Source organism: Kaistella soli, assembly GCF_019038595.1.
GTDB lineage: Bacteria > Bacteroidota > Bacteroidia > Flavobacteriales > Weeksellaceae > Kaistella > Kaistella soli.
In genome coordinates, this window is sequence record NZ_JAHOPF010000001.1 from 312,341 (window position 1) to 336,614 (window position 24,274).

The 24,274-nt window shown below is 38.8% G+C and carries 24 protein-coding genes; 14 read left to right on the forward strand and 10 right to left on the reverse strand.

The window, feature by feature from the left end; translation table 11 throughout:
• Positions 1-57: 57 nt before the first annotated feature.
• A complete protein-coding gene (gene kbl, locus KSK37_RS01430) occupies positions 58-1,251 on the forward strand; it encodes a glycine C-acetyltransferase (protein ID WP_217199006.1) in 1,194 nt (397 codons plus the stop codon).
• A gap of 51 nt (positions 1,252-1,302) precedes the next feature.
• Here the strand turns inward: kbl and KSK37_RS01435 are convergent, their stop codons facing one another.
• The 5 genes from KSK37_RS01435 to KSK37_RS01455 form a co-directional block, all read right to left on the reverse strand.
• Positions 1,303-2,610, reverse strand: a complete 1,308-nt coding sequence (locus KSK37_RS01435) for a TSUP family transporter (RefSeq protein WP_217199008.1) — start codon at positions 2,608-2,610, stop codon at positions 1,303-1,305.
• Positions 2,611-2,665: 55 nt separating this feature from the next.
• Positions 2,666-3,907: a sulfate adenylyltransferase subunit 1 gene (locus KSK37_RS01440; RefSeq protein WP_217199010.1), complete on the reverse strand. Its 1,242-nt coding sequence runs from the start codon at positions 3,905-3,907 to the stop codon at positions 2,666-2,668.
• A 52-nt stretch (positions 3,908-3,959) separates the two neighbouring features.
• The gene (cysD, locus tag KSK37_RS01445) at positions 3,960-4,868 is read right to left on the reverse strand and encodes a sulfate adenylyltransferase subunit CysD (RefSeq protein WP_217199012.1); all 909 of its coding nucleotides are present in this window, start codon (positions 4,866-4,868) and stop codon (positions 3,960-3,962) included.
• Positions 4,869-4,924: 56 nt separating this feature from the next.
• Complete coding sequence (locus KSK37_RS01450; RefSeq protein WP_217199013.1) at positions 4,925-5,617, reverse strand: phosphoadenylyl-sulfate reductase; 693 nt, start codon at positions 5,615-5,617, stop codon at positions 4,925-4,927.
• 79 nt (positions 5,618-5,696) lie between these two features.
• On the reverse strand, positions 5,697-6,104 hold the full coding sequence (locus KSK37_RS01455) for an RrF2 family transcriptional regulator (protein WP_088358237.1): 408 nt from the start codon (positions 6,102-6,104) through the stop codon (positions 5,697-5,699).
• An 86-nt stretch (positions 6,105-6,190) separates the two neighbouring features.
• On the opposite strand from KSK37_RS01455, the gene KSK37_RS01460 reads away from it, so the two are divergent.
• Positions 6,191-6,619, forward strand: a complete 429-nt coding sequence (locus tag KSK37_RS01460; RefSeq protein ID WP_217199014.1) for a DUF4268 domain-containing protein — start codon at positions 6,191-6,193, stop codon at positions 6,617-6,619.
• Positions 6,620-6,670: 51 nt separating this feature from the next.
• Here KSK37_RS01460 and gldG read toward each other — a convergent pair whose 3' ends face one another.
• The 3 genes from gldG to KSK37_RS01475 are packed head-to-tail and all read right to left on the reverse strand — an operon-like array spanning position 6,671 to position 9,681.
• Positions 6,671-8,326 (reverse strand): gliding motility-associated ABC transporter substrate-binding protein GldG, encoded by a 1,656-nt coding sequence (gldG, locus tag KSK37_RS01465; protein WP_217199015.1) that lies wholly within the window; start codon positions 8,324-8,326, stop codon positions 6,671-6,673.
• 25 nt (positions 8,327-8,351) lie between these two features.
• Complete coding sequence (locus tag KSK37_RS01470) at positions 8,352-9,080, reverse strand: ABC transporter permease (RefSeq protein ID WP_217199017.1); 729 nt, start codon at positions 9,078-9,080, stop codon at positions 8,352-8,354.
• A gap of 55 nt (positions 9,081-9,135) precedes the next feature.
• Positions 9,136-9,681 carry a CopD family protein gene (locus KSK37_RS01475; RefSeq protein WP_217199020.1) on the reverse strand — a complete coding sequence of 182 codons (546 nt, stop codon included), beginning with the start codon at positions 9,679-9,681 and terminating at the stop codon, positions 9,136-9,138.
• 311 nt (positions 9,682-9,992) lie between these two features.
• Between KSK37_RS01475 and KSK37_RS01480 the strand changes: the two genes are divergently transcribed.
• Together KSK37_RS01480 and KSK37_RS01485 are read left to right on the forward strand one after the other, a co-directional pair.
• Positions 9,993-11,996 carry a M12 family metallo-peptidase gene (locus tag KSK37_RS01480; protein WP_246566152.1) on the forward strand — a complete coding sequence of 668 codons (2,004 nt, stop codon included), beginning with the start codon at positions 9,993-9,995 and terminating at the stop codon, positions 11,994-11,996.
• Between the two features lie 212 nt (positions 11,997-12,208).
• Positions 12,209-14,377, forward strand: coding sequence for a M12 family metallo-peptidase (locus tag KSK37_RS01485; RefSeq protein ID WP_217199024.1), 2,169 nt, complete (start codon positions 12,209-12,211; stop codon positions 14,375-14,377).
• 69 nt (positions 14,378-14,446) lie between these two features.
• Here the strand turns inward: KSK37_RS01485 and KSK37_RS01490 are convergent, their stop codons facing one another.
• Positions 14,447-15,274, reverse strand: coding sequence for an SAM hydrolase/SAM-dependent halogenase family protein (locus tag KSK37_RS01490; protein WP_217199026.1), 828 nt, complete (start codon positions 15,272-15,274; stop codon positions 14,447-14,449).
• Positions 15,275-15,402: 128 nt separating this feature from the next.
• Here KSK37_RS01490 and KSK37_RS01495 point away from each other — a divergent pair, with 128 nt between their 5' ends.
• The 3 genes from KSK37_RS01495 (at position 15,403) to KSK37_RS01505 (ending at position 17,692) form a co-directional block, all read left to right on the forward strand.
• Complete coding sequence (locus KSK37_RS01495; protein ID WP_217199028.1) at positions 15,403-16,362, forward strand: PhoH family protein; 960 nt, start codon at positions 15,403-15,405, stop codon at positions 16,360-16,362.
• 147 nt (positions 16,363-16,509) lie between these two features.
• Positions 16,510-17,067 carry a porin family protein gene (locus KSK37_RS01500; RefSeq protein WP_088358228.1) on the forward strand — a complete coding sequence of 186 codons (558 nt, stop codon included), beginning with the start codon at positions 16,510-16,512 and terminating at the stop codon, positions 17,065-17,067.
• A gap of 112 nt (positions 17,068-17,179) precedes the next feature.
• On the forward strand, positions 17,180-17,692 hold the full coding sequence (locus tag KSK37_RS01505) for a porin family protein (RefSeq protein WP_088358227.1): 513 nt from the start codon (positions 17,180-17,182) through the stop codon (positions 17,690-17,692).
• Positions 17,693-17,768: 76 nt separating this feature from the next.
• Here KSK37_RS01505 and ffh read toward each other — a convergent pair whose 3' ends face one another.
• Entirely contained in the window at positions 17,769-19,136 is a 1,368-nt protein-coding gene (gene ffh / locus KSK37_RS01510) for a signal recognition particle protein (RefSeq protein ID WP_088358226.1), read from the reverse strand.
• 104 nt (positions 19,137-19,240) lie between these two features.
• On the opposite strand from ffh, the gene KSK37_RS01515 reads away from it, so the two are divergent.
• The 7 genes from KSK37_RS01515 (at position 19,241) to atpA (ending at position 24,215) form a co-directional block, all read left to right on the forward strand.
• The gene (locus tag KSK37_RS01515; protein ID WP_217199030.1) at positions 19,241-19,537 is read left to right on the forward strand and encodes an AtpZ/AtpI family protein; all 297 of its coding nucleotides are present in this window, start codon (positions 19,241-19,243) and stop codon (positions 19,535-19,537) included.
• 38 nt (positions 19,538-19,575) lie between these two features.
• A complete protein-coding gene (locus KSK37_RS01520) occupies positions 19,576-19,974 on the forward strand; it encodes a hypothetical protein (protein WP_217199033.1) in 399 nt (132 codons plus the stop codon).
• A 64-nt stretch (positions 19,975-20,038) separates the two neighbouring features.
• Entirely contained in the window at positions 20,039-21,187 is a 1,149-nt protein-coding gene (atpB, locus tag KSK37_RS01525; protein WP_088358223.1) for a F0F1 ATP synthase subunit A, read from the forward strand.
• A gap of 94 nt (positions 21,188-21,281) precedes the next feature.
• Entirely contained in the window at positions 21,282-21,476 is a 195-nt protein-coding gene (atpE, locus tag KSK37_RS01530; RefSeq protein WP_088358222.1) for an ATP synthase F0 subunit C, read from the forward strand.
• A 104-nt stretch (positions 21,477-21,580) separates the two neighbouring features.
• Complete coding sequence (atpF, locus tag KSK37_RS01535; RefSeq protein ID WP_217199034.1) at positions 21,581-22,078, forward strand: F0F1 ATP synthase subunit B; 498 nt, start codon at positions 21,581-21,583, stop codon at positions 22,076-22,078.
• 1 nt (position 22,079) lies between these two features.
• The gene (gene atpH, locus KSK37_RS01540) at positions 22,080-22,619 is read left to right on the forward strand and encodes an ATP synthase F1 subunit delta (protein WP_217199035.1); all 540 of its coding nucleotides are present in this window, start codon (positions 22,080-22,082) and stop codon (positions 22,617-22,619) included.
• 18 nt (positions 22,620-22,637) lie between these two features.
• Positions 22,638-24,215, forward strand: a complete 1,578-nt coding sequence (gene atpA, locus KSK37_RS01545; protein WP_217199036.1) for a F0F1 ATP synthase subunit alpha — start codon at positions 22,638-22,640, stop codon at positions 24,213-24,215.
• Positions 24,216-24,274 lie beyond the last annotated feature (59 nt).

The window sequence follows — 24,274 nt, forward strand, 5'->3', positions numbered from 1 at the left end:
AAAGCCTTCAGAAATGAAGGCTTTTTTCTTAAATTAGCACTTCTAAAAATTTCAATTATGATTTCTAAAAATTATCTCGATAACCTGCAGAACGAGTTACAAAATATCAAAAACGAAGGACTTTTTAAAACCGAAAGAATTATCACCTCCCAACAATCCGCGGAGATCGAAGCCAACGGAAAAAAACTGCTGAATTTCTGCGCCAATAATTATCTGGGACTTTCAAATAACCCTCAGGTGATGAAAGCTTCCCAGGATATGATTGAAAGCCACGGCTACGGAATGTCATCTGTCCGTTTTATCTGTGGAACTCAGGATATTCATAAAGAACTGGAAGCTAAGATTTCGACGTTTTTGGGTATGGAAGACACGATACTTTATGCGGCCTGTTTCGATGCGAACGGTGGGGTTTTCGAACCTTTATTTTCTGAAGAAGATGCCATTATTTCTGATGAACTGAATCACGCTTCAATTATTGACGGTGTCCGTTTGTGTAAGGCAGCAAGATACCGTTACAAAAACAATAATATGGAAGATTTGGAAGCTCAGCTGAAGGCAGCTTCTGAAAAAAATCACCGTTTCAGAATCATTGTTACAGACGGTGTTTTCTCCATGGACGGAATTGTTGCCGATTTAAAAGGCGTTTGCGATCTGGCGGAAAAATACGACTGCCTGGTGATGGTTGACGATTCCCACGCTACTGGATTCATCGGAAAAACGGGACGCGGAACTCACGAAGCAAATGAAGTAATGGGCAGAGTGGATCTCATTACCTCAACTTTAGGAAAAGCTTTGGGCGGTGCTTTAGGTGGATTTACGTCCGGAAAGAAAGAAATCATTGATATGCTGAGACAGCGTTCCAGACCGTACTTGTTTTCGAATTCTCTTGCTCCGGGAATCGTGGGCGCAGCGATGAAAGTTCTGGATATGATTTCTGATGATACTTCGCTGAGAGATCAGGTGATGCAGAACGCTGAATATTTCCGAAACGAAATGAAAGCGAAAGGATTTGATATTCCTGATGGTGATGCAGCGATTGTTCCTGTGATGCTTTACGATGCTCCGTTAGCCCAAAAAATGGCGGAAAAACTTATGGATGAAGGAATTTATGTCATCGGGTTTTTCTATCCTGTGGTTCCGAAAGCAAAAGCCAGAATCCGGGTTCAGCTTTCTGCGGCACATACCAAAGAACATTTGGATAAAGCGATTGCCGCGTTTGAAAAAGTAGGAAAAGAACTGAATGTTATCTGATTCAGTCAGACTTAAATGATATAAAACCTTCCGTTTGGGAGGTTTTTTTATTTAAAAGAAAATTTTATAAAGATTTCTAGCACTTGAAATAATCAGCAGAGCGGCTACAAAAATCAGCGCTGTTTTTCTTGGCATTTTACCTGCTAATCTCGCTGCAATGGGAGCTGCTAAAACTCCGCCGATAATTAATCCCGAAATGATCTCAATATTTGAAACACCCAAACTTGAAAAAAAGACAATTGCTGCAGCCAGCGTGACGAAAAATTCCGACATGCTTACCGTTCCGATCACATAGTTGGTTTTTCTTCCTTTGGATAAAAGGGTAGAAGTGACAATCGGTCCCCACCCGCCGCCGCCAAAAGCGTCCATCATTCCTCCCAGAAAGCCAAGTCTTCCCATGTTTGTTTTCTTTTTTATGACGGTTTTCCTGAATGCTAGCCGCGTAATCCGATAGCCCATCAACAGCGTGTAAGTTGCCATTAAACCTTTCGCAAGGTCTTCATATTCGTTGCCGAGATAAATAAGGAGCAGCGAGCCGGCGACCGCGCCAATAATGCCTGGGACAGCCAAATAGAGCAGCATTTTTTTATTTACATTTCCGTATTTATAGTGTGAATATCCGCTCATTGCGCTCGAAAACATTTCTGCAGTGTGAATAGAGCCGGAAATGGAAGGAAGTTTTACACCCATTCCCAACATGAGTGTAGAACTCGTTAAACCATAACCCATTCCTAAAGCACCGTCCACCATCTGCGCGAAAAATCCGATCGCAAGCATCCAGTAAAATTCTTTGGGAATCTCAAAAACAAAATCCTTCGCCTGGGCATAAGAAAAATATTTATCGAAGGCAATACCGAGGAAAAACGCGGCAAAACCCAGCGAAAGGTAAATAACAAGTCTTCTGTATTTTTTCGCTTCTTTGGAATATTGCCATTTCAGTTTCTGGTCATCCTGCAAAGGGCCGTTAGTTTTCGAAATAAAACTTTCAAGTTGAAAATCACTGAGTTCCGGTTTGTTTGCGATGCTGATCAGCACATTTTTCTTTTGGACAATATCAATGATTTCGGTGTAAAAACTGACGCCGCAATCGGTGATTATAGCGATGTGCGCATTATAAAAATCATCTTCAAAGAACCGTCTTTCATGTACTCTGATGTTTTCCTGTTTTTCAGAGAAGTTTTTGATTTCCTCTGAAACAGTTTCAAAAATCAGGCTGATTTCGGTTTTTGGAAAACTTTCAATAAGTAACTGAAGACTTTCAAGAGCTTCAGTTCCGCCGCCTACAATAAGCACTTTCAGGTTTTCCAGGTTCAGGAAAACGCTCAGTGATTTGTTGTGTATTTTGCTTTCAGGCGGCATCAAAAAGATTTATTGTGATGTTCTAAGGGAAAACTATAATTAAACTTTTTAAAATCTACAAAAGCATTACAGCGCCAACCGTAGAATTGCTGGTTTCGTCGACCAGAACTGCACTTCCTGTGGCGTTGTTTTTTTCGAACGCATCGAAAACCAACGGTGATGCAGTTTTCAGTCTTACCTTCACAATTTCGTTCAGTTTTATGGAGTCGGTAACAGGTATCTGCTGCAAAGTATTGACATCAATTTTATATTCAATTTGTTTAACAACAGTTTTGAGGATTCTGCTTTTATGCTGCAGAAAATATTTGTTTCCTTCGATAAATTCCTTTTTGTCAAGCCAGCAAACCAGTGCTTCGAATTCATTTTCAACTTTGGGCTGGTGGTCAGTTTTCACAAAAAAATCTCCGCGACTTACATCAATGTCATCCTCTAAATGAATCACTGCAGGCTGCATCGCGAATACCTCCTCAACTTCAGTTCCGCCGGTTTCCACTTTAGAAATGGTGGTTTCTATATTCTCCGGAAGAATGGTTATTCTGTCGCCTTTTTTATAGGTTCCTGAAATAATCTGTCCTGCATAACCCCGGTAATCATGAAGTTCTTCAGTTTGGGGACGGATGACATACTGAACCTGAAATCTTGCATTTTCATAATCGACATCATTGCTTACTTCAATATTTTCGAGAAACACCAAAAGAGGTTCCTCTTTAAACCACGGCATTTTTTCTGATCTTTCCACGATATTGTCGCCATTGAAAGCGGAAATAGGAAAGTATTCGACATTTTCAAGATCTAAGTTTTCTGCTACTTGTGCGTAATCTTTCCTGATTTTATTAAAAACTTCTTCGGAATAATCCACTAAATCCATTTTATTTACCGCCACTACCACGCGCTTCATCTTCAGCAGCGATGCAATGATTGAATGACGCTTAGTCTGCTCGATAACGCCTTGTCGCGCATCAACCAAAATAATAATGAGTTGGGAATTTGATGCGCCTGTAATCATATTTCTGGTATATTGGACATGTCCCGGAGCATCTGCAATGATAAATTTTCTGTTCGGAGTTGAAAAATAGCGGTAAGCGACATCAATCGTAATTCCCTGTTCTCTTTCCGCACGCAATCCGTCGGTCAGAATGGCTAAATCAATCCCGTCTGAATTTTTGTTTTTCGACTGCTTTTCCAGGGCTTCAAGCTGGTCTACCAATATACTTTTGCTGTCGTATAGCAGTCTTCCGATCAAAGTGCTTTTTCCGTCATCAACACTTCCGGCGGTGATAAATCTTAATATATCCATTTTAAAAAAGTAATAGTTAGGGGGAACGAATGAGGTTTTCTGATTGTTCCGGTTAGAAGTAGCCGCCTTTTTTTCGGTCTTCCATTGCAGCTTCGGTCACTTTGTCGTCAATTCTGGTTTCGCCCCGCTCAGAAATTCGGGACGCTGTAATTTCATTCACCACTTCATCTAAAGTTTCTGCGTTACTTTCTACCGCCGCAGTGCAGGTCATATCACCAACTGTTCTGTAACGCACTTTTTTATTTGCAATGGTGTCATTTTCATCAATGGTAATAAAATCGGAAACCGCAATTAGCTGGCCTTCGTATTCAATTACATCCCGCTGGTGTGCGAAATAAATGGACGGAAGCTGAATTTTTTCTTTGCGGATGTAATTCCATACGTCGAGTTCTGTCCAGTTCGAGATTGGAAAAACCCTTACGTTTTCTCCTTTGTGAATTTTTCCGTTGTAGATGTTCCAAAGTTCAGGTCGTTGCAATTTAGGTTCCCACTGACCGAATTCATCACGGACAGAAAAAAAACGCTCTTTGGCTCTGGCTTTCTCTTCGTCCCGTCTTGCGCCGCCAATACAGGCATCGAACTTAAATTCATCAATCGTGTCGAGCAGCGTATGAGTCTGAAGCCAGTTTCTGGATGCGAATTTACCTTTCGGCTCGGTGAGCTTCTTTTCGCGGATCGTATCTTCCACTTTTCTTACGATGAGTTCAGCGCCTATTTCTTTAGCTAAATTATCGCGGTACTGTAAAGCTTCTGTGAAATTATGTCCCGTATCAATATGAACCAGCGGAAAAGGGATCTTCATCGGCGCAAATGCTTTTTTAGCGAGATGTACCAAGGTTATGGAATCTTTACCGCCACTGAAAAGCAATGCAGGTTTTTCGAACTGGGCAGCAATTTCACGCATGATGAAGATACTTTCAGCTTCTAACTGTTCCAGATAGTCTAATTTATATTTGCTCATATTGATTGTAAAAGTTGGTGAGTACTTTTAAAGAATTTTGATGAAAATAGTAGGAATTATTTTGAATGTAGACCGCACTCTTTCTGGGATTCTTCCCAAAACCAGCGGCCTGCTCTCGGATTTTCTCCCTCAGTGATTGCTCTTGTGCATGGTTTACAGCCTACGCTGATAAATCCTTTTTTATGAAGAGGCAAGTCCTGAACATTATTGGTTTTGATGTAATCTAAAACATCCTGATAAGTCCAGTGGATCAGCGGATTGAATTTGAACAGTTTTTTCTCAGTGTCCCACTCAATCATTTTCATGTTTTCCCGGTTCTCCGACTGTTCGCTCCGTAAACCGGTAATCCATATTTTGGCGCCTTCCAAAGCGCGGTTCAGCGGTTTTACTTTTCGGATGTAGCAGCATTCTTTTCTGTTTTCTACGGAATGAAAGAACGCGTTGATCCCTTTTTCGTTCACATATTTTTCGACGTCCTGCGCATCGGGAAAATACACTTCCGTTTTGGTTTTGTACCGTGCGTTGTTTTGTGAAAGCAGTTCATAATGTTCATAAAAAAGCCTTCCGGTATCCAAAGTGAAAACTTTAATATGAAGCTGATTTCTGAAGATCATATCGGTGATTACCTGATCTTCCTGTCCTAAAGATGTGGAGAAAACAGCGCCTTCAGAAAATTTTTCTGAAATGAGACGTAAACTGTCTTCAGCCGGTAGATTTTCGATGTACAGAATATCTTCTTGTGAAAGCATAAAATAGGGATATGTTGCCGGCAAATTTAGTTTTTAATTATTAATCTACAAAACTGGTAGACTAATAAATCAAAAAAAGCTAATCCTTCAAATCGAGAAGAGATTTTTTTTCCAGCACCGCGAGTGTCGCGTCACGGGCTTCTATTAAAACATCGTGTAATGCACAATGCTTCTCATTGCAGTTGATGCAGTTTTCATAAAAATTAAGGCTTACACACGGCAGCATTGCAATAGGTCCGTTGACAAGACGTATGATTCTGGCAAGAGAAATTTCTTTTGGATTTGCATTGAAAAAATAACCTCCGCCTTTCCCTTTTTTACTGTCAAGAATTTCTGCTTTTTTTAATTCGAGTAGAATATTTTCGAGAAATTTAATTGGGATTTTTTTCTTTTCCGCAATTTCTGAAATCAGAACAGGACCTTCTTCCTGTTTTGCAACAAGATAGGAAAGGGCCCGTAAAGCATACTGTGATTTTTTAGATAACATGTTGTAAAAATAATAAAACCTTCTGAGATAGAAAGTGTCGGCTAAAGACTGAAAAATTCCTTAAGTTCGCAAAACAAAATTTCACTATGTTCAGTAAGCAGGAGGCACAGCAGCTTAAAAAAGATTTTTGGATCGCTTTCGGGAAAAGTTTTCCGAGGAAATGGCTGTTATATGATACCAAAATAAAAGATTTTTCCTTTAAATTTTATGCAGATAACAAAAAAGCAGAAGTTTCCATTGATATCGAAATGAAAGACGAGCTCTTCCGTAATGCTTACTACGAGAAGATTTGGTCTTTGGAGGATCTGTTGAAAGAAGAGGTAGGTGAATTCATGAAAGATGAATTTTACACTTTGGAAAACGGAAAGGTGATCTCCAGAATTTGGGTAACTAAGGAAAATGTTTCGATTTTCAATAAAAATACCTGGCAGGAAATTTTCGAGTTTTTTGTAGAAAAAATGGAAGGCTTTGAAAGATTTTATTACGAATACGAAGATTTCATCAAAGACGTATAAAAGAAAAGGTTTCAAAATATTTTGAAACCTTTTTTTATCTTTTAAAATTATTTACCCGAATTTCTTTTTTCGGAGCCAGAAGAAAAGTGCGCCCAACAAACCGATAATGGCTAACGGAAGAAGTAAATTAATCCATTGCCAGTTCGTTTTTTCTTCATCAATTCTTTGCCTGTCGAGGAGGCGGGCTTCGATATTTCTGTTTCTCAGTTCCATTAAATTGGAATCGTCCAAAAGAAAATCCAGCGCGTTTCTCAGAAACTGTTCGTTCCCGTAAGTTTGTTTTGTAAGCAGATCCTCACCTAAAGGAAGTGGTTTTCCTTTATAAACCTGGTTTCGCCCGACATCACCATCAGCAATAACGATCATTTTATTATCCTTGCTTTGTGCTTTAAAACCCGGATAAGTATTTTTTTCGCTTCTGGACGCATAAGCTGAAGTAAATCTTCCTTCTAAACTTACCGCGAATATTTTCGGTGCAGTAGGTTTGTCGAATTCGCTTAAAGAATCAGCACTTACGATTTCGCCCAAAGCAACATAATTAGGGACCTGTTTCACATTCGTTCTTTCGCTCGATTCGAAAAGTACGCGGGTTTTAATATTTTTTCGTCCCAGCGTATCAATCGAAGTCGGAAATTCAAATTTCACAGGATTGATATTTTTGGTAATCGGGTTTTTGGTCTCCGCAATTCCGAGTGGAAAATAGGGCCAGAGAAAACTGCTGAACTGCGGATTTCCAGCGACTTCTCCGGACACAATTCTGATCAGTGCAGATTTTTTCATGTCTTTCACCAATCCCGGATTTATCCGGATTCCGTAGTTGAAAAAGAAATCTGTAAGATTAGTGTCCATCGGATACGCCATGATTTTTTTCGACTGAAAAAGGGTGTCCATTTCTGCGTTCACGGCATCAATCATCCAAAGGGTTTTTCCGCCGTTCATGATGTACTGGTCCATGATTACTTTTTCGTTTTCAGTAAAAGCTTTTCGGGGCTTGGCAATCACAATGGCGTCCATATTTTTCAGTTTCGGGACGTCAGCTAAGGAAAGTTCTTTCTGGTTTCCGGGAATTATCGGACCGGCATTATAACTCTCGAGCGCCATTTCCATAAAGCCCTGAAACTGCTCCGGACCCAATTCATCCTGATTGATCAGAATTCCGATGTTTTTCTTTTTCTCTTCGGTAATTGCTTTAATATTTGAAGCAAAATTATATTCGAGATTTTCGATGGATCTGGTAAGCTGTTCGGATGCGTCGATTCCGGTTTGATTAATAATTAAAGGAATTGACGCTCCATAAGAATCATATTTAATTGCGGCGAAAGGAAACATTACGATTTCCGAAATTTTGCCGTCTTTCATATCAGGAAGGATAGAAGGCTGCATGCCCATCGCTGCCAATGTATCTTTTGACATTTTGGTTTTTATGGGATCAATGAATCTGAAATCGATTTTAGGATTGATCTTTCTGAATTCCTCAAGCATGAATTTCGTCTCGTTCTGCAGCTGACGGAAACTTGCCGGAAAATCGCCTTCCAGATATACGTCTACTTTGAGCGGTTTTTTTACAGATTCCAGAATTTTTACTGTCGAATCGGAAAGGGTATATCTTTTTTCCTGAGTCAGATCCAGACGTTTGGAAAAAATCCCGAAAACACCGGCTAATAAAAAGACCGCAAGAATAATATAGATGATATTTTTTTTGTTCATTTTTTAATTTCTAAAATAATTTCTGCTACTTTTTCTTTTCCACAAAAATTTTAGCTGAAAACAGAGACACTGCAATCACTAAAAGAAAATAGAAAACATCTTTTGTATCGATCAAACCACGCGTGAATGCAAGAAAATGCTGATAAAAACCAAGAGTCGAGAGGAAATAATCGGCACCGCCCAATAATTTATAACTTGCGAGCTGCTCAATTCCAAAATAGAAGATAAAGCACATGAAAACGCCGAGCAGATAAGCCATGATCTGGTTTTGGGAAAGCGAGGAAGCTAAAATTCCCACCGCGGAGAAGGCGGCAGTTAGAATTATTAAACCAAAATAGCTTCCGAAAGTAGCTCCCAAATCGATATTTCCTTCAGGAACGCCCAAGACGTAAACGGTATAGAGATAAACAAGCGACGGCAGCAAACAGAGAATCCCAACCAGCCAAACGGAAAGGAATTTTCCAAGAACGATCTCAGAGATTTTTACAGGTTGCGAAAAAAGCCAGTTCAGCGTTCCGGACTGTTGCTCTTCCGCCAGTGTTTTCATCGAAACAGCAGGAATAATAAACATCAGCAGCCACGGAACAAGAACAAAATAACTTTGCAGGGAAGCCGTCCCGATATCGAAAATGTTTGAATCATTTTCGAAGAAAAACAAAAAGAGTGTTCCTATGAGACTGAAGGCAGCGATAATCAGCCATGCACTCCAGTTTCCGAAATAGCTCCAAAGTTCCTTTTTAAATATTGCGATCATAATTAAATTCAAATATGAAGATTGAAGTGGGAAATTCGCCCAATAATATTCAAGCTTATTTCTTGTTTTTGTTTACCAGTTTTACAGTCATCAGAATTACAAAGACCAGAACGAAAAATCCTGTGATTAATTGCCACCAGTATTCAATCACCATTGATTTTAAAATGACGGTGAACACCACCAGAAACAGGATAAAAGTTGCAATTTCATTGGCCTGTCTGAGTTTGATGTTTTTGATGGGAAGTATATTTCCGTTAAGATTTTTCATCTGCAGTACTTTTTTCCAGCACCAGTAATGATAAATCCCGAGTCCTAAAAGTAAAGTGAGTTTCAGGTGGAACCATGGCATTTTCATTAATCCAGAATTCAGAATGATTAATGTTACCCCGCTCAAAAGCATGATAACCCCTGCCGGAACGGTGATGATGTTCCAAAGTCTTCTGGCCATAAACACATATTGTTCGCGAAGAACCTGCTTTTTATTTTCATCAAAACCGTCGGTGTCTTTGTAATAAACAAACAACCGCACCAGGTAAAAAATACCTGCGAAATAACTGACCATAAAAATGATGTGAACAGCTTTGAGAATGGTATAAAGCATCTGAAAAATTTAGTGCAAAGATAAAAGATTTTGGTTATAAAAATTGTAAATGGGCATTGTCATAAGTTTCTGTTAAAATCAGTTTTTTAACGTAAAATATAAATTATATTTAGTTTTTTTGCATATTAAATAACACAAATTTATATGTGAAAAAAATTTTCCAATTGTGTTTCAGTTTGGTTTTTTTCTTCATAGGTTTTTCGCAAAATCTAAAGCCAGTTGCTGAAAAGGTTAAGAATTCGCACAATGCGAATAAGACGTTTGTTAAATACAGTTTTTTTACTGCAGATCCGTCCCAGCAGAAGCAAAATATGTATCAAGATGCCGCTGAGGGTATCACTGTAATGAAGTTAAATAAATCGGAAATTCTGCGGGTAACTGCCGAAAAGCCTGACGCACTGGAAATGAGTTTTCCGTTTGAAGGGAAAAATATTACGGTGGAGCTGATAAAAAATAACTTTCTTACCCAGGATTTTAAGGTCAATACTTCAAAAGGCCCTATAAATTATACGCCGGGAGTTTATTATCAGGGAATTGTAAAAGGTGACAACGAATCTCTGGTAGCGATCAGTTTTTTTAATGATGATGTAGTAGGGGTGACCTCCGTGAAAGATGTGGGAAATATAGTTATCGGTAAAGTAAAAAATGCTGAAGATTATGTTTCATACAACGATCAGAAACTTAAGGGCACCAATCCTTTTTCATGTTCTGCAGATGAACTGACTCAAAACCAAAAGCTGACAAAGCCTTCCTATAATCCTCAGACAATGACGGCGATGAAAACCGTGAACTGTGTGAGGATTTATTATGAGGCGGGTTTCGGACCTTACACCCAAAACGGTTCCAGTGTTCCTGCAACGGTAAACTGGGTAACCGCGATGCACAACAATGTAGCCACTTTATTTGCAAACGACGGAATTACCGTTGCTCTCAGCGAGGTTTTTGTATGGACAACTCCTGATCCTTATGCTGGAACTGCCGGGGAAATATTAACTCAGTTTACCGAGAAACGCACTACATTTAATGGGGATGTGGCTCAGCTTTTAAGAAATCCGGCGGGTACAAGTATTGCCTGGGTTAACTCGCTTTGTACGTCTTTTCGACATTCCTATTGCGGTGTAAATTTAGCGTTCAGTAATGTTCCCACCTATTCCTGGAATATCGAAGTAATGACCCACGAAATTGGGCATAATTTAGGATCACCTCATACGCACGACTGTGCCTGGAACGGGAATAATACAAGGATCGACGGTTGCGGACCGGTATCCGGAGATCCCGGAACCGGAACATGTCCTCCCGGACCGCTTCCTACCGGAACAGGGGGAACGATTATGAGTTACTGTCATTTAGTGTCTTCAGTAGGAATTAATTTCGCAAACGGTTTCGGGCCGCAACCGGCAGCCTTAATCAGAAATACCGTAGATTCCAAGGCATGTTTGGGAACTAACTGTATTACTATCTGCCCAGTGACAGTCACCGGATTAACGGTTTCAAACGTTACTGCAAATTCCGCTACTGCCACCATTGTTGACAATACCGCAACCAGCTGGAAATACCGACTCACCACAAATGATGGAACTGTGATCGCCTCGGGATTGACTTCTTCTAAAGTATTAAATTTTACAAATCTTAGCCCAGGAATTTATTACACGATTTCTGTAGGAAATGAATGCTCCGGTCCGCTGGCGTACAGCAACTCGCAGACTTTTCTTACTGACGCAAACTGGTGTACCGGAATAGCTTTTACTGATCCTGGCGGTACCGCTGCAAATTACGGCGATAATATAAATATGACGAAGACGTTCTTTCCTGCCAACCCAAGTGATAAATTAAAACTTACGTTTACGCAGTTTAATACAGAAGCAGGTTTTGATTTTATGGATGTTTATGACGGACCAAGCACTGCTTTTCCAAGATTTTCCAATGGAATCCAGTTAAGCGGAAACACCATTCCCGGTCCTTTTCAGTCTACACATCCGACGGGTGCGATTACCGTGAAATTTGTTTCTGACGGAGCAACAAATGACGCCGGCTGGAATGCTTCGTTCCAGTGCGTCAGTCTTGCAACGGATGAAAATTCGGTAACAAATTCAGTACATATTTCGCAAACAGACGCTAAAAGTATATTCTCGATTACATCAGGAGATAAAATACTTTCATATTCAGTATTTGATGTTTCAGGCAAATTGCTGAAAAATGCCGTTAAGCTGAATGCAACGGAAGGAAAACTTGATCTTTCAACATATCCAAAAGGAACTTATGTGGTGAGTGTAAGCACTGCTAAAGAAACTGTCACAAAGAAAGTAATCAAATAGAACACTTTCTATAAGTATAAACCGCCAGTTCTTATGAACTTGCGGTTTTTTTGTTTATTATGGCGGGAACCATTCAGTAAAGTAGAAGATTTATGTTTATAAAAGACTCTGCCGATTTCATGCCCGTCTTTTATGTTAAAATTGATTTTTTTTGGGAATTTTCAATTTATTTTTAGTTTTTTTGCACCATAACAAATTATAAATTGATAATTATGAAAAGAATTTTCCAATTGTGTTGCAGTTTGGTATTTTTCTCTTTTGGCTTTTCTCAGAATTTGAAACCTATTGCTGAGAAAGTAAAAAATTCGCATACCGCTAACAAAACGTTTGTAAAATACAGCCCCTTCACTGTAGATCCGTCAGCACAGAAGCAGGCGCTTTATAAGGCTGCTGCCGAGGATATCACAGTGATGAAATTAAATTCTACGGAGCTTCAGCGAATTAATTCCGAAAGACCCGAAGCGCTGGAAATGAATTTTCCGTTTGAAGGAAAAAATATTACGGTAGAACTTGTAAAAAACAATTTTTTCACTCAGGATTTTAAACTGAATACCGATAAAGGGTATATCAATTACACTCCAGGCGTTTATTACCAAGGAATTGTAAAGGGTGATAATGAGTCTCTTGTGGCCATTAGTTTTTTTAATGACGATGTGGTTGGAGTTACCTCAATCAAAGATCTTGGTAATATTGTAATAGGTAAAACAAAAAATGCTGACAGTTATGTTTCATATAATGATCAGAAACTGAAAGGAGACAACCCGTTTTCATGTTCAGCAGAAGACCTCATTGAAAACCAGAAAATGCCTGCACCTTCTTACGATCCTAAAACAATGACGGCAAAGAAGACAGATAACTGTGTCAGAATATATTATGAGGCAGGTTTTGGTCCGTATACTCAGAACGGATCTAATGTTACCACTACAACAAACTGGGTAACCGCAATGCACAATAATATTTCTACCTTGTATGCCAACGATGGAATTACAGTTGCTTTAAGCGCGGTTATGGTATGGACAACAACAGATCCTTATGCTGGAACACCTTCAGAAATTTTAAATCAGTTCAGAAATACCCGTACCTCATTTAACGGTGATGTTGCTCAGCTGTTGAGAAATCCTGCGACAACAAGTATCGCCTGGGTAAACGCGCTTTGCGGCCCTTATAAATACTCTTACTCAGGAGTGAATTTTGCTTACGCTAACGTACCAACTTATTCATGGAATATTGAAGCGATGACCCACGAGATCGGTCATAATTTGGGATCACCCCATACTCACGACTGCTCTTGGAACGGAAACAATACAAGAATTGATGGCTGCGGACCTGCATCCGGAAACCCAGGAAATGGAACTTGTGCTGCCGGACCGCTACCTACAGGAAGTGGAGGAACCATCATGAGCTACTGTCACTTGGTTTCTTCTGTTGGAATTAATTTTGCAAATGGTTTTGGCCCCCAACCCGGAGCTTTGATCAGAAATACAGTGAACTCAAAAGGATGTTTGGGAACCGACTGTGTTACATCCTGTGCCCTGACCATAACCGGAATGACTGTTGCAAATGTCACTAACAATTCCGCATCGGCAACCATTATAGACAATACAGCTGCTAGCTGGAAGTATAAACTGGCTAAAATGGACGGTACTGTGGTAGTTTCAGGAGTTAGCTCTTCTAAAGTGCTGAATTTTACAAATCTAAATGAAGGAACCTATTACAATGTATCAGTTGGAACAGAATGTTCAGGTCCACAGGCATATGCTTACGAGCAACTTATCCTTACTGATGCGAACTGGTGCAGTGGAATTCAGTTTACCGATCCTGGAGGCGCAAGCGCAAATTATGGCGACAATCAGATTATTACTAAAACATTTTATCCGGCAAATTCAAGCGATAAATTAAAACTTACGTTTACCGAATTTGATACAGAATCAGGTTTCGATTTTATGAATGTGTATAACGGTCCAACTACAGGTTCGCCAAGGTTTACCAACGGAACTCAGCTAAGTGGCAACACGATTCCTGGTCCTTTCCAGTCCACTCATTCAACAGGTGCGATAACCGTGAGATTTATATCTGATGGAGGTGTATCAGGAACTGGCTGGAATTCTACTTTCGATTGCCTTACTTTAGCAACAGGCGAAACTTCAATGGCTAATTCGGTGAAGATTTCTCAGACTGCTGTTAAAAATATTTTCTCGATTACTTCGAAAGATAAAATCCTTTCCTACTCGGTATTGGATGCGTCAGGAAAACTTGTAAAAAACGCTGTGAAGCTGAATGCAACGGAAGAAAAACTTGATCTTTCAGCATATCCAAAAGGAACTTATGTGATTAGCGTCACTACCGCAAAAGAGACTGTAACAAAGAAAGTAATCAAATAGAAAACTTTCTGTACATAATAAACAGCCGGTTCAGATGAGCCGGCTGTTTTATTTTATTATTCAAATAAATTACTGGAATTCGATGTAAATATTTTCACCCACTTTCAGACCGAACAGGGTTTTTGCTCCGTTTTGGCTGTTGCCTTTATAGATTGTAAGTTCAAGCAATCCGGCATCATTGAAAATGGCCGCTGATTTACCATGAAACTCATGTTCATTTCCCCAGTCGTTTACAAATTCAGTGTACTGACCGTAAATTTTTGAAAGCGCTAAATTCCTGAATTTTACAATGAAACTCTCGAAACCTACCGCGTTTTTGTCAAAGAATTTTTTGCTGATATTCGACACTACATTTCCGAAATTATCGATGTACATAATTTCGCCGATAATCATCTTCTCGTTTTCGCTGAACACAGGTCTTGGAAAAGAAAGCTGTTTTGGATTTTTGAACTTTCTGCCGATTACTTCAGGTAAACCTCCGTTTTTAAGATGAACTGCTACGGGTGCGAAAATATCGGTGGAAGTAAAATTCACTTCATCATCAAACCTGTTATTGAAGGTGATTTCATAAACAGCTTCGGGCTTGATGTCATAAAAAATTAAACTCAAAACCCCGTTGTCTGCCGCGATAAAGTAATGGCCGTCCGCCTGATATAAAATAGATTTTCTCTCTTTGGTATAAAAACTGTCTACAGAAATAATATGAACAGTGCCCTTCGGGAACGAAGAGTAGGAGTTTCTTACGATATATGCAGTCTGAAGGAGATTGTACGCCTGAATTTCGTGAGAAATATCAATGATATTTACATTTTCATTTAAGCTCAGGATTTTTCCTTTCACAGAAGGAACCCTGTGATCTACCAAACCGTAATCTGAAGTGAATGTAATAACAGACATGATGAATTTTAAAGAATCGCAAATTTAACTTAAAAATAAATATTTACCCTTCAATGTGGAAAATAATAATCGGATATTTAAAATTAATTCGATAATTTTAGAAAAAATATTAATCCTAAACATCGCATATGTTTGAACTTAATTATGAAATTACAGGCATCGATGCCAAAACTTTTTACGGTGTAAACAACCAGCATTTTAATTTACTGAAATCGAGTTTTCCTACACTGAAAATTACAGGAAGAGACCATTTTGTGTTTGCGTTGGGCAACACTGAAGCGTTAAATGTACTGAAAAGCAAACTGGATGATATTGTAAACTTTATCTCCGAAAATAATACCATCACCTTAAAGGATCTCGAAAATCTTCTTAATATAAAAGACGAAAACGAAAAACAGTTAGTATTCGATCAGGATATCATCGTAAAGGGAGTTAACGGCAAAATCATTAAAGCCAAAACTACCAATCTGAAAATACTCGTAAAAGAGTGTGAAAAAAAAGATATGGTTTTCGCCATAGGACCTGCGGGCACGGGAAAAACATACACAAGCGTGGCATTGGCTGTGAAGGCAATGCGTGATAAAGAGGTGAAAAGAATTATTTTAACAAGACCTGCAGTGGAAGCTGGGGAGAGTTTAGGTTTTCTTCCTGGCGATTTAAAAGAAAAATTAGATCCTTATTTACAGCCTCTTTATGATGCGCTTCGGGATATGATTCCTCACGAAAAACTGGAAGGTTATATAGAGAAAAAAGTAATTGAAGTGGCGCCTTTGGCTTTTATGAGAGGAAGAACTTTGGATGAGGCTTTTGTGATTTTGGATGAAGCGCAGAATACCACTCATTCGCAAATGAAAATGTTTCTCACCAGAATGGGAATGAATGCCAAATTCATTATTACCGGCGATCCTAGTCAGGTGGATCTGCCGATGCGACAAAAATCCGGATTGAAAGAAGCGATGAGGATTCTGAAAGATGTAAAAGAAATCGGTTTTGTGCATCTTACGGAAGAAGATGTGGTGAGGCATCCGGTGGTAAGAAAAATCATCAACGCTTATGGAAACGAAGAAAAAAGGCAGCGCGAAGAATAATGAGTAATACACACTTCACAGTGTTTTAGACGATTATTATTAATTGTTTGCTGGTATTTTATAATAAATTTTAATAAAAAACGTTAAAAAGTTGTTAATTTCAGAAAAATAAATTTTATATTTGATTAACCAAATAAATTATTAATCATGAAAAAATTATTTTTTGTAGGTGCCTTGGCACTTTTTACTGCAGCGAATGCGCAAACTTTCGGGTTAAAAGCCGGAATGAATGTTTCCAGCTTAACCAACTCGGATGGTGCTAAATCCAAAATTGGCCTTAATGCCGGAGTGTTTATGAATGCACCATTAGGAGAGAGCTTCAGCATACAGCCCGAGCTGCTTTATAATGGTAAAGGAGCAAAAGAAGATGGAAGCGGCGGTACTACCCTGAATCTGGATTATCTCTCTGTTCCGGTGATGTTCCAGTACAATGCTACTCCTCAGTTCTATCTTGAGGCTGGGCCAGAATTCAGTTTTTTAATGAGCGCTAAAGCGAAAGGCGGCGGTGCTACACTGGATGTAAAGGATGAGATCAACAGCTTTGATTTTGGGATCGGATTGGGTGCAGGATATTATTTCATTCCTAATTTTGGTCTTACAGCAAGATATGTCGCAGGCTTTACCGATATTGCAAAAGATAATACGGGAGATTCTGTAAAAAACAATGTATTCCAGGTAGGTTTAGCTTATAAATTCGGTAAGTAAACCTTTTTTAAATAATTTAATCAATCCCGCAGAAACGCGGGATTTTTTATGACAAATGTCATGTTAAAATGTGTTAAAAGCATTTTATATTTGTAGGTCAAATAATTAAATTATGAAAAAACTATTCTTAGTAGGTGCTTTAGCACTTTTTGCAGCGGTTAACGCGCAGACAAAATTTGGGGTGAATGCCGGGATGTTATCAGGTTTTGCAAAAGCAAAAACTCCTATGAGTACTGAAACCAGTAACAGTACAGGTTTTTACGCAGGATTTTTTGCTGATATTGCTGCAGGAAATAATTTTAGAATTCAGCCGGCGCTGAACTTTGCTTCAATTGATAATGCTAATGCATTACAAATCCCTGTAATGGTTAAATATTACGCAGCTCCGAAGTTTAATCTTCAGTTTGGCCCTCAGTTTACTTTCGATCTGGATGAGAATCCAATCCCTGATTATTATAATACACTGAATTTTGGTTTGGCTTTAGGAACAGCTTATGAATTTACAGATAAACTGTTTGTTGAAGCAAGATATTCTTTTCAGCTGAATGACCATTTAAAAAATGCACCAAGCGGATATTCTGTTAAAGCAAATTATTTAAATTTAGGTTTAGGTTATAAGTTTTAAAATTTTTAAAGAGCATAAAAAAAATCCTGAGGAATTATTCTCAGGATTTTTATTTTTTTATGTTCGGTAAGTATTTTTATTTTCCAAAAAGATTACCGCCCATGCCAGGCATTTTCGGCATTCCTTTGCTCATCATTTCCATCATCTGTTTGCCCTGTGGACCCTGCATCATCTTCATCATTTTACCCATCTGATCGAACTGTTTCATCAAAGCATTCACGTCTTCGATTTTTCTTCCGGCTCCTCTGGCAATTCTGTTTTTTCTCTGGGTATTGATAATCGAAGGTCTTCTTCTTTCATCCGGTGTCATGGAGTGAATGATTGCTTCAATATGTTTGAATGCATCATCCTGAATATCTACATCTTTAATAGCTTTGCCCACTCCCGGAATCATTCCCATTAAATCTTTCATATTCCCCATCTTTTTAATCTGATTGATCTGTTTTAAGAAATCATCAAAACCAAATTCGTTTTTGGCAATTTTTTTATGGAGTTTTTTAGCTTCTTCTTCGTCAAACTGTTCCTGAGCTCTTTCTACGAGGGAAACAACATCACCCATTCCAAGGATTCTGTCAGCCATTCTTTCAGGATAGAAAACGTCCAGCGCTTCCATCTTTTCACCTGTTGAAATAAATTTAATCGGTTTTTCAACCACTGAACGGATCGTTAAAGCCGCACCACCTCGGGTATCACCATCCAGTTTGGTAAGAACAACTCCGTCAAAATTCAAGGCTTCATTAAAGGCTTTCGCAGTGTTCACTGCATCCTGTCCGGTCATCGAATCTACAACGAACAGCGTTTCATTTGGTTTAATAAAATAATGAACAGATTTTATTTCGTTCATCATCTGCTCATCAATTGCCAGTCGTCCTGCAGTATCTACTATCACAACATCATGATTGTTCTCCTTCGCAAATTTCACTGCGTTTTCGGCAATTGAAGAAGGATTTAATGCGCCTTCCTCCGTGTAAACAGGAATTCCGGTCTGCGATCCCAAAACTTTCAGCTGTTCTATTGCTGCAGGTCTGTAAACATCACAGGCAACCAATAATGGTTTTTTATTTTTTTTCAGTTTAAGATAGTTCGCCAGTTTTCCGGAGAACGTGGTTTTACCGGAACCCTGAAGTCCTGCAATAAGAATAACGCTTGGTTTTCCGGAAAGATTTATTCCTTCATGGGTGCCGCCCATTAAACCTACCAGTTCGTCATGAACAATTTTGGTCATCAGCTGTCCCGGCGTCAGGCTTGTCAAAACATTCTGTCCTAAAGCGGTGTCCTGAACTCTCTTGGTTAAATCTTTCGCAACTTTATAGTTAACATCGGCATCCACCAATGCACGGCGGATTTCTTTTACCGTTTCCGCAACATTAATCTCGGTGATTTTTCCGCGCCCGGAGATATTGTGAAGCGCTTTATCTAACTTATCCTGTAAACTGTTGAACATTGTTTTATATTTAAGATGGGCAAAAATACAGAAATTTGATGAAATTTAAAATTCAAAATTTTTCTATTGTGCTATAATCATTAGATTTGCAGAAACGAAACAAAATGTCCGACGAAAATCCAACAGAACAGGAATTCAGCAGGGAAGACGAAAAAAAGTTTGAAAAGAACGGTTTCCGGCAATACGGCGTTTATTCAGCCATCGTTTTTCAGATGCTTGCCACGATGGGACTTGCTTTCTGGGGCGGCAAAAAACTCAATGACTATTTCGGGATTGAAAGCAATCTGTTAACCGTCGGAATTGGGTTTTTAGGGATGGGACTCGCTTTTTATAATCTTCTGCATCAGTTGAAAAACGTACAGAACGATGACGAGAAGAAAAGTGGCAGCAGCAAAAATTAAATTCAAAATTTTACTTTTTTTAAATTAAATATCCGCAGATGAAATTAAAAAACAATACGTTATACATTGTCCTATATTTTTTAATGTTTTTTGTCCACTTCGCATTCTGGCAGGTTCTGGAAACAGGTTTCGAAACCACTTTTATTAAATATTACCTTTTTCTGACGCTGCTGTTCACGATGGTGATTACGATTCTTTCAATCATCAAAAAGATATATCCCACTTACATCGGTTTTGCTTTTATGGGTTTGGTAATGTTTAAACTGATGATTATGTTTCTCATCATGAAAAAACTTAATCTGAGCGAAGTCCCTCATTATAAGATTCATTTCATTATCCCGTATCTCATTTCGCTGGCTCTGGAAACCCTGTATTCGGTAAAGTTGATCCAAACTACAGATACCGAGGTACAGGAAAAAGATGAAAAAAATCAGTAAAAATTGATTTTTATATTATGATTATTTGTTCTATTTTTGCAAAACTTTAAAATAAGATATATCAATGCTGAAAAGAGTAGTACTTGTAATAGGTTTTTTATCGACATTTTCAACATCGTTCGCACAGCACGGAACTGTAGAGGCTCCTGCAAACGGAACAGCGGTTACAGCAGCTCCTGCACATGGAACTGAAGCTGCCGCACCGGTTTCTGAAGCTGATAAAATCAAGACGGAGAACAAGAATTTTATTGATCACCACTTGTTGGACGGGCACAGTTTCGATATCATGGTGGCGAAAAATGCAGACGGTACCGAAAAGCACATTGGTTTTCCTCTGCCCGTAATTTTCTATGACAAAGCTAACGGCTTTCATGCTTTTATGAGCTCTGAATTTCACCACGGTGAAGCTACTGTAGAAAGCAAAGGAGGTTATTACAAACTTTCACACGAAAAAATCTATAAAACTGACGCTGCCGGAACTATTAATCTGGATGAGCATCACCACGCAACCAACGAAAAAGTACTGGATCTTTCCATCACGAAAAGTGTTTTGATGATTCTCGTAACCGGTGTACTGATGTTGCTGATCTTTGGTTCAATGGCAAGAAGCTATAAAAACTCATTGGTTCCGACGGGAGTTGGGAAGATATTCGAACCGCTTATTCTGTTTGTAAGAGACGAGATCGCAAAACCAAACATTGGGTCAAAATACAAGAAATACATGGGTTATCTTTTAACGGTGTTTTTCTTTATTCTTTTCCTTAATATTTTTGGTTTGATGCCTTTCGGTATTAATGTTACCGGGAATTTAGCAATCACTTTTGCTTTGGCAGTTGTTACATTTTTAATCACTCAGTTTACCGCGAACAAAAATTACTGGCAGCACATTTTCTGGATGCCGGGATTGCCTTGGCCAATGAAAATTGTCATGATGCCTATCGAGATCGTGGGACTGTTCATTAAGCCTTTCTCACTGTTAATACGTCTTTTTGCAAATATGTCTGCAGGTCACATTATCATCATGAGCTTAATTGCTTTGATATACTACTTCCAGAATGTAATTGCAGGAGTTGCTTTCCCTTTCTTAACCTTCGTTTTATATCTATTGGAAGTATTGGTAGCATTTTTACAGGCGTATATCTTCACGATGCTTTCTGCAGTATATTTCGGAATGGCGAATGAGGAGCATCATCACGAAGAGGCACATCATTAATAGGGATTTGCTTTGGGCGAATTCGCAAAGAAAATAAGAATTCATTTTTATTGGATTCAAAATAAAAGAGACTAATTTTTTAAAATTATATATTATGGAAATTCCAAAAATCATTGGAGCAGGTTTAGTAGTAATCGGAACAGGTATTGGTATCGGTAAAATCGGTGCTGCTGCTTTGGAAGGTATGGCTAGACAACCAGAACAAGCTGGTAAACTTCAAACAGCGATGTTGATCGCTGCAGCTCTTGTAGAAGGAGTTGCTTTTGCTGCATTATTCGCGGTAAACTAAGAAGTTTCTACACAATTTATCACTTGCCGGGAACGGTTGGTTACGGCAGGTGATTATTTTAAAAAATTAAAAATAAATAATAACAATATTTTATTATAACTCATATGGGATTATTAGAAAATTTTTCATCCGGTTTATTTATCATTCAGTCCGTCATCTTTTTGATTTTGCTTCTGGTTCTCTGGAAATTTGCGTGGAAACCAATTATGGAGGCGGTAAATGAAAGAGAAGTAACCATTGTAGATTCCCTTAACCAAGCGAAACTAGCAAAACTTGAAGTTGAAAACTTAAAAGCTGAAAATGAAGTGATCATCCGTGAAGCGAAAGTAGAGCGTGATAATATTTTGAAAGAAGCAAGAGAAATCAAAGACAGAATTGTTGGTGAAGCGAAAGACATCGCAAAAGCTGAAGGTGATAAGATGATCGAACAGGCAAGACAGTCTATCCAGGCGGAAAAATCTGCAGCAATGTCTGAAATCAAAAACCAAATCGGTGTATTGTCTGTAACAATTGCAGAATCGATCTTGAAACAGAAATTGGATAACGACGGCGCACAAAACGCTTTGGTTGAAAATATTCTTAACAAATCTAACTTGAACTAAAATGCTTACAAGTAAAGTAGCAAAAAGATACGCACAGGGTTTGCTTAATTTCACTCAGGAGTCGGGAAGTACCGATGCTGTTTTCGGTGAAATGGGCGACATTGTGAAAACCATTGAGAAATCAAGAGAGCTTCAGAATTTTTTCGGTTCTCCGATTATTGATGTAAAGAAAAAAGTAAGCATCGCGCTGGAAATTTTTAAGGATTTCTCGCCGGTTACCAAAAGCTTACTTCAGCTCATCATCAAACACGGCCGTGAAAACCAGATGCAGAACATTGCGCAGGAATTCATCAACAAAGTGGAGGATATGAAAGGCGTTCAGCGAATTACCTTAACCTCTGCGACAGAACTTTCTTCTGAAAATATCAGCAGCATCCTGAAGTCATCCAATCTGGTGAATCATGATAAGCAGTTTGATGTGAAATCAGTAATCAGTGCTGATATTCTGGGAGGATATATCTTACGTGTTGGTGACCAACAGGTAGATGAATCGGTAAAATCAAAACTGAGCAAGCTTAAAAAAGAATTTCAATTAAATTAAGACAAAAACAACCATAAAATGGCAGAAATAAATCCGGCAGAAGTATCTGCAATCCTTAAACAGCAGTTGGCCAACTTCGACACACAGTCGAATGTGGAAGAAGTAGGAACTGTATTGACCATCGGTGATGGTATCGCTTTGGTATACGGTTTAGAAAATGTTCAGTACGGTGAATTGGTAAAATTCGAAAGCGGTATTGAAGGAATTGTTTTGAACCTTGCAGAAGATAACGTAGGTGTTGCACTTCTTGGTGAATCTAAACTGGTAAAAGAAGGTGATACGGTAAACAGAACCAAAAGAATTTCGTCAATTAAAGTTGGTGAAGGGATGTTGGGCAGAGTAGTTGATACTCTTGGTAACCCTATCGACGGTAAAGGACCAATTACTGGAGATCTTTTTGAAATGCCATTGGAAAGAAAAGCTCCGGGAGTAATCTTCCGTCAGCCGGTAACTGAGCCGCTTCAAACCGGTATTGTTGCAATTGATTCCATGATTCCTGTAGGAAGAGGACAGAGAGAGCTTATTATCGGTGACCGTCAGACAGGTAAAACTACTGTAGCGATCGATACTATTCTTAACCAAAAAGAATTTTATGAGGCAGGGCAACCTGTATATTGTATTTATGTAGCAGTAGGACAAAAAGCTTCTACCGTTGCACAAATCGTTAAAACTTTAGAAGATAAAGGAGCAATGGCTTATACTGTTGTAGTAACAGCTAACGCATCCGATCCAACTCCAATGCAGGTTTATGCGCCAATGGCGGGAGCTTCAATCGGAGAATATTTCCGTGATACTGGTAGACCGGCTTTGATCATTTATGATGATTTATCCAAACAGGCTGTTGCTTACCGTGAGCTTTCTCTATTGTTGAGAAGACCACCGGGCCGTGAGGCTTATCCAGGTGACGTTTTCTACCTTCACTCCAGACTTTTGGAAAGATCTGCAAAAGTAATCGCTGATGATACTATTGCATCTCAGATGAACGATTTACCGGATTCTTTAAGACCAATCGTTAAAGGTGGCGGATCATTAACAGCTCTTCCGATTATTGAAACTCAGGCTGGTGACGTTTCTGCGTATATCCCGACCAACGTAATTTCAATTACTGACGGACAGATTTTCTTGGAATCTGATTTATTTAACTCTGGTGTTCGTCCGGCGATTAACGTAGGTATTTCTGTATCACGTGTTGGAGGTAACGCTCAGATCAAATCAATGAAAAAAGTTTCAGGTACTTTGAAACTGGATCAGGCACAGTACAAAGAATTGGAAGCATTTGCTAAATTCGGTTCTGACCTTGATGCTACAACTCTTGGAGTAATTTCTAAGGGGGAAAGAAACGTAGAAATCTTGAAACAGCCAGTAAATTCACCACTTCCTGTAGATTCTCAGGTCGCAATGATTTACGCAGGTACTGAAAACCTTTTGAGAAATATCCCAATCAGAAAGGTAAAAGAATTCCAGAAAGAGTATGTAGAATTCCTTAGATCAAAACACCCAGATACTATGGCAGCTATCAAGGCAGGAAAAATTGATGACAGCATTACAGGAGTTTTGAAGCAGGCTGCTACAGAACTGGCTTCTAAATACAACTAAAATTAATTCAATATTCAATATTCAGAATGAAAACTTCTGAATATTGAATTTTAAATTTT

Excerpts from the sequence above, each read along its gene's own strand:
- KSK37_RS01435 (WP_217199008.1), bottom strand. The coding sequence starts at position 2,610 with ATGCCGCCTGAAAGCAAAATACACAACAAATCACTGAGCGTTTTCCTG.
- KSK37_RS01460 (WP_217199014.1), top strand. The coding sequence starts at position 6,191 with ATGTTCAGTAAGCAGGAGGCACAGCAGCTTAAAAAAGATTTTTGGATC.
- gldG (WP_217199015.1), bottom strand. The coding sequence starts at position 8,326 with ATGAACAAAAAAAATATCATCTATATTATTCTTGCGGTCTTTTTATTA.
- cysD (WP_217199012.1), bottom strand. The coding sequence starts at position 4,868 with ATGAGCAAATATAAATTAGACTATCTGGAACAGTTAGAAGCTGAAAGT.
- atpH (WP_217199035.1), top strand. The coding sequence starts at position 22,080 with ATGCTTACAAGTAAAGTAGCAAAAAGATACGCACAGGGTTTGCTTAAT.
- atpF (WP_217199034.1), top strand. The coding sequence starts at position 21,581 with ATGGGATTATTAGAAAATTTTTCATCCGGTTTATTTATCATTCAGTCC.
- kbl (WP_217199006.1), top strand. The coding sequence starts at position 58 with ATGATTTCTAAAAATTATCTCGATAACCTGCAGAACGAGTTACAAAAT.
- KSK37_RS01485 (WP_217199024.1), top strand. The coding sequence starts at position 12,209 with ATGAAAAGAATTTTCCAATTGTGTTGCAGTTTGGTATTTTTCTCTTTT.
- ffh (WP_088358226.1), bottom strand. The coding sequence starts at position 19,136 with ATGTTCAACAGTTTACAGGATAAGTTAGATAAAGCGCTTCACAATATC.
- KSK37_RS01480 (WP_246566152.1), top strand. The coding sequence starts at position 9,993 with ATGTATCAAGATGCCGCTGAGGGTATCACTGTAATGAAGTTAAATAAA.
- KSK37_RS01500 (WP_088358228.1), top strand. The coding sequence starts at position 16,510 with ATGAAAAAATTATTTTTTGTAGGTGCCTTGGCACTTTTTACTGCAGCG.
- KSK37_RS01515 (WP_217199030.1), top strand. The coding sequence starts at position 19,241 with ATGTCCGACGAAAATCCAACAGAACAGGAATTCAGCAGGGAAGACGAA.
- KSK37_RS01475 (WP_217199020.1), bottom strand. The coding sequence starts at position 9,681 with ATGCTTTATACCATTCTCAAAGCTGTTCACATCATTTTTATGGTCAGT.
- KSK37_RS01470 (WP_217199017.1), bottom strand. The coding sequence starts at position 9,080 with ATGATCGCAATATTTAAAAAGGAACTTTGGAGCTATTTCGGAAACTGG.
- KSK37_RS01450 (WP_217199013.1), bottom strand. The coding sequence starts at position 5,617 with ATGCTTTCACAAGAAGATATTCTGTACATCGAAAATCTACCGGCTGAA.
- KSK37_RS01505 (WP_088358227.1), top strand. The coding sequence starts at position 17,180 with ATGAAAAAACTATTCTTAGTAGGTGCTTTAGCACTTTTTGCAGCGGTT.
- atpB (WP_088358223.1), top strand. The coding sequence starts at position 20,039 with ATGCTGAAAAGAGTAGTACTTGTAATAGGTTTTTTATCGACATTTTCA.
- KSK37_RS01455 (WP_088358237.1), bottom strand. The coding sequence starts at position 6,104 with ATGTTATCTAAAAAATCACAGTATGCTTTACGGGCCCTTTCCTATCTT.
- KSK37_RS01520 (WP_217199033.1), top strand. The coding sequence starts at position 19,576 with ATGAAATTAAAAAACAATACGTTATACATTGTCCTATATTTTTTAATG.
- atpE (WP_088358222.1), top strand. The coding sequence starts at position 21,282 with ATGGAAATTCCAAAAATCATTGGAGCAGGTTTAGTAGTAATCGGAACA.
- KSK37_RS01495 (WP_217199028.1), top strand. The coding sequence starts at position 15,403 with ATGTTTGAACTTAATTATGAAATTACAGGCATCGATGCCAAAACTTTT.
- atpA (WP_217199036.1), top strand. The coding sequence starts at position 22,638 with ATGGCAGAAATAAATCCGGCAGAAGTATCTGCAATCCTTAAACAGCAG.
- KSK37_RS01440 (WP_217199010.1), bottom strand. The coding sequence starts at position 3,907 with ATGGATATATTAAGATTTATCACCGCCGGAAGTGTTGATGACGGAAAA.
- KSK37_RS01490 (WP_217199026.1), bottom strand. The coding sequence starts at position 15,274 with ATGTCTGTTATTACATTCACTTCAGATTACGGTTTGGTAGATCACAGG.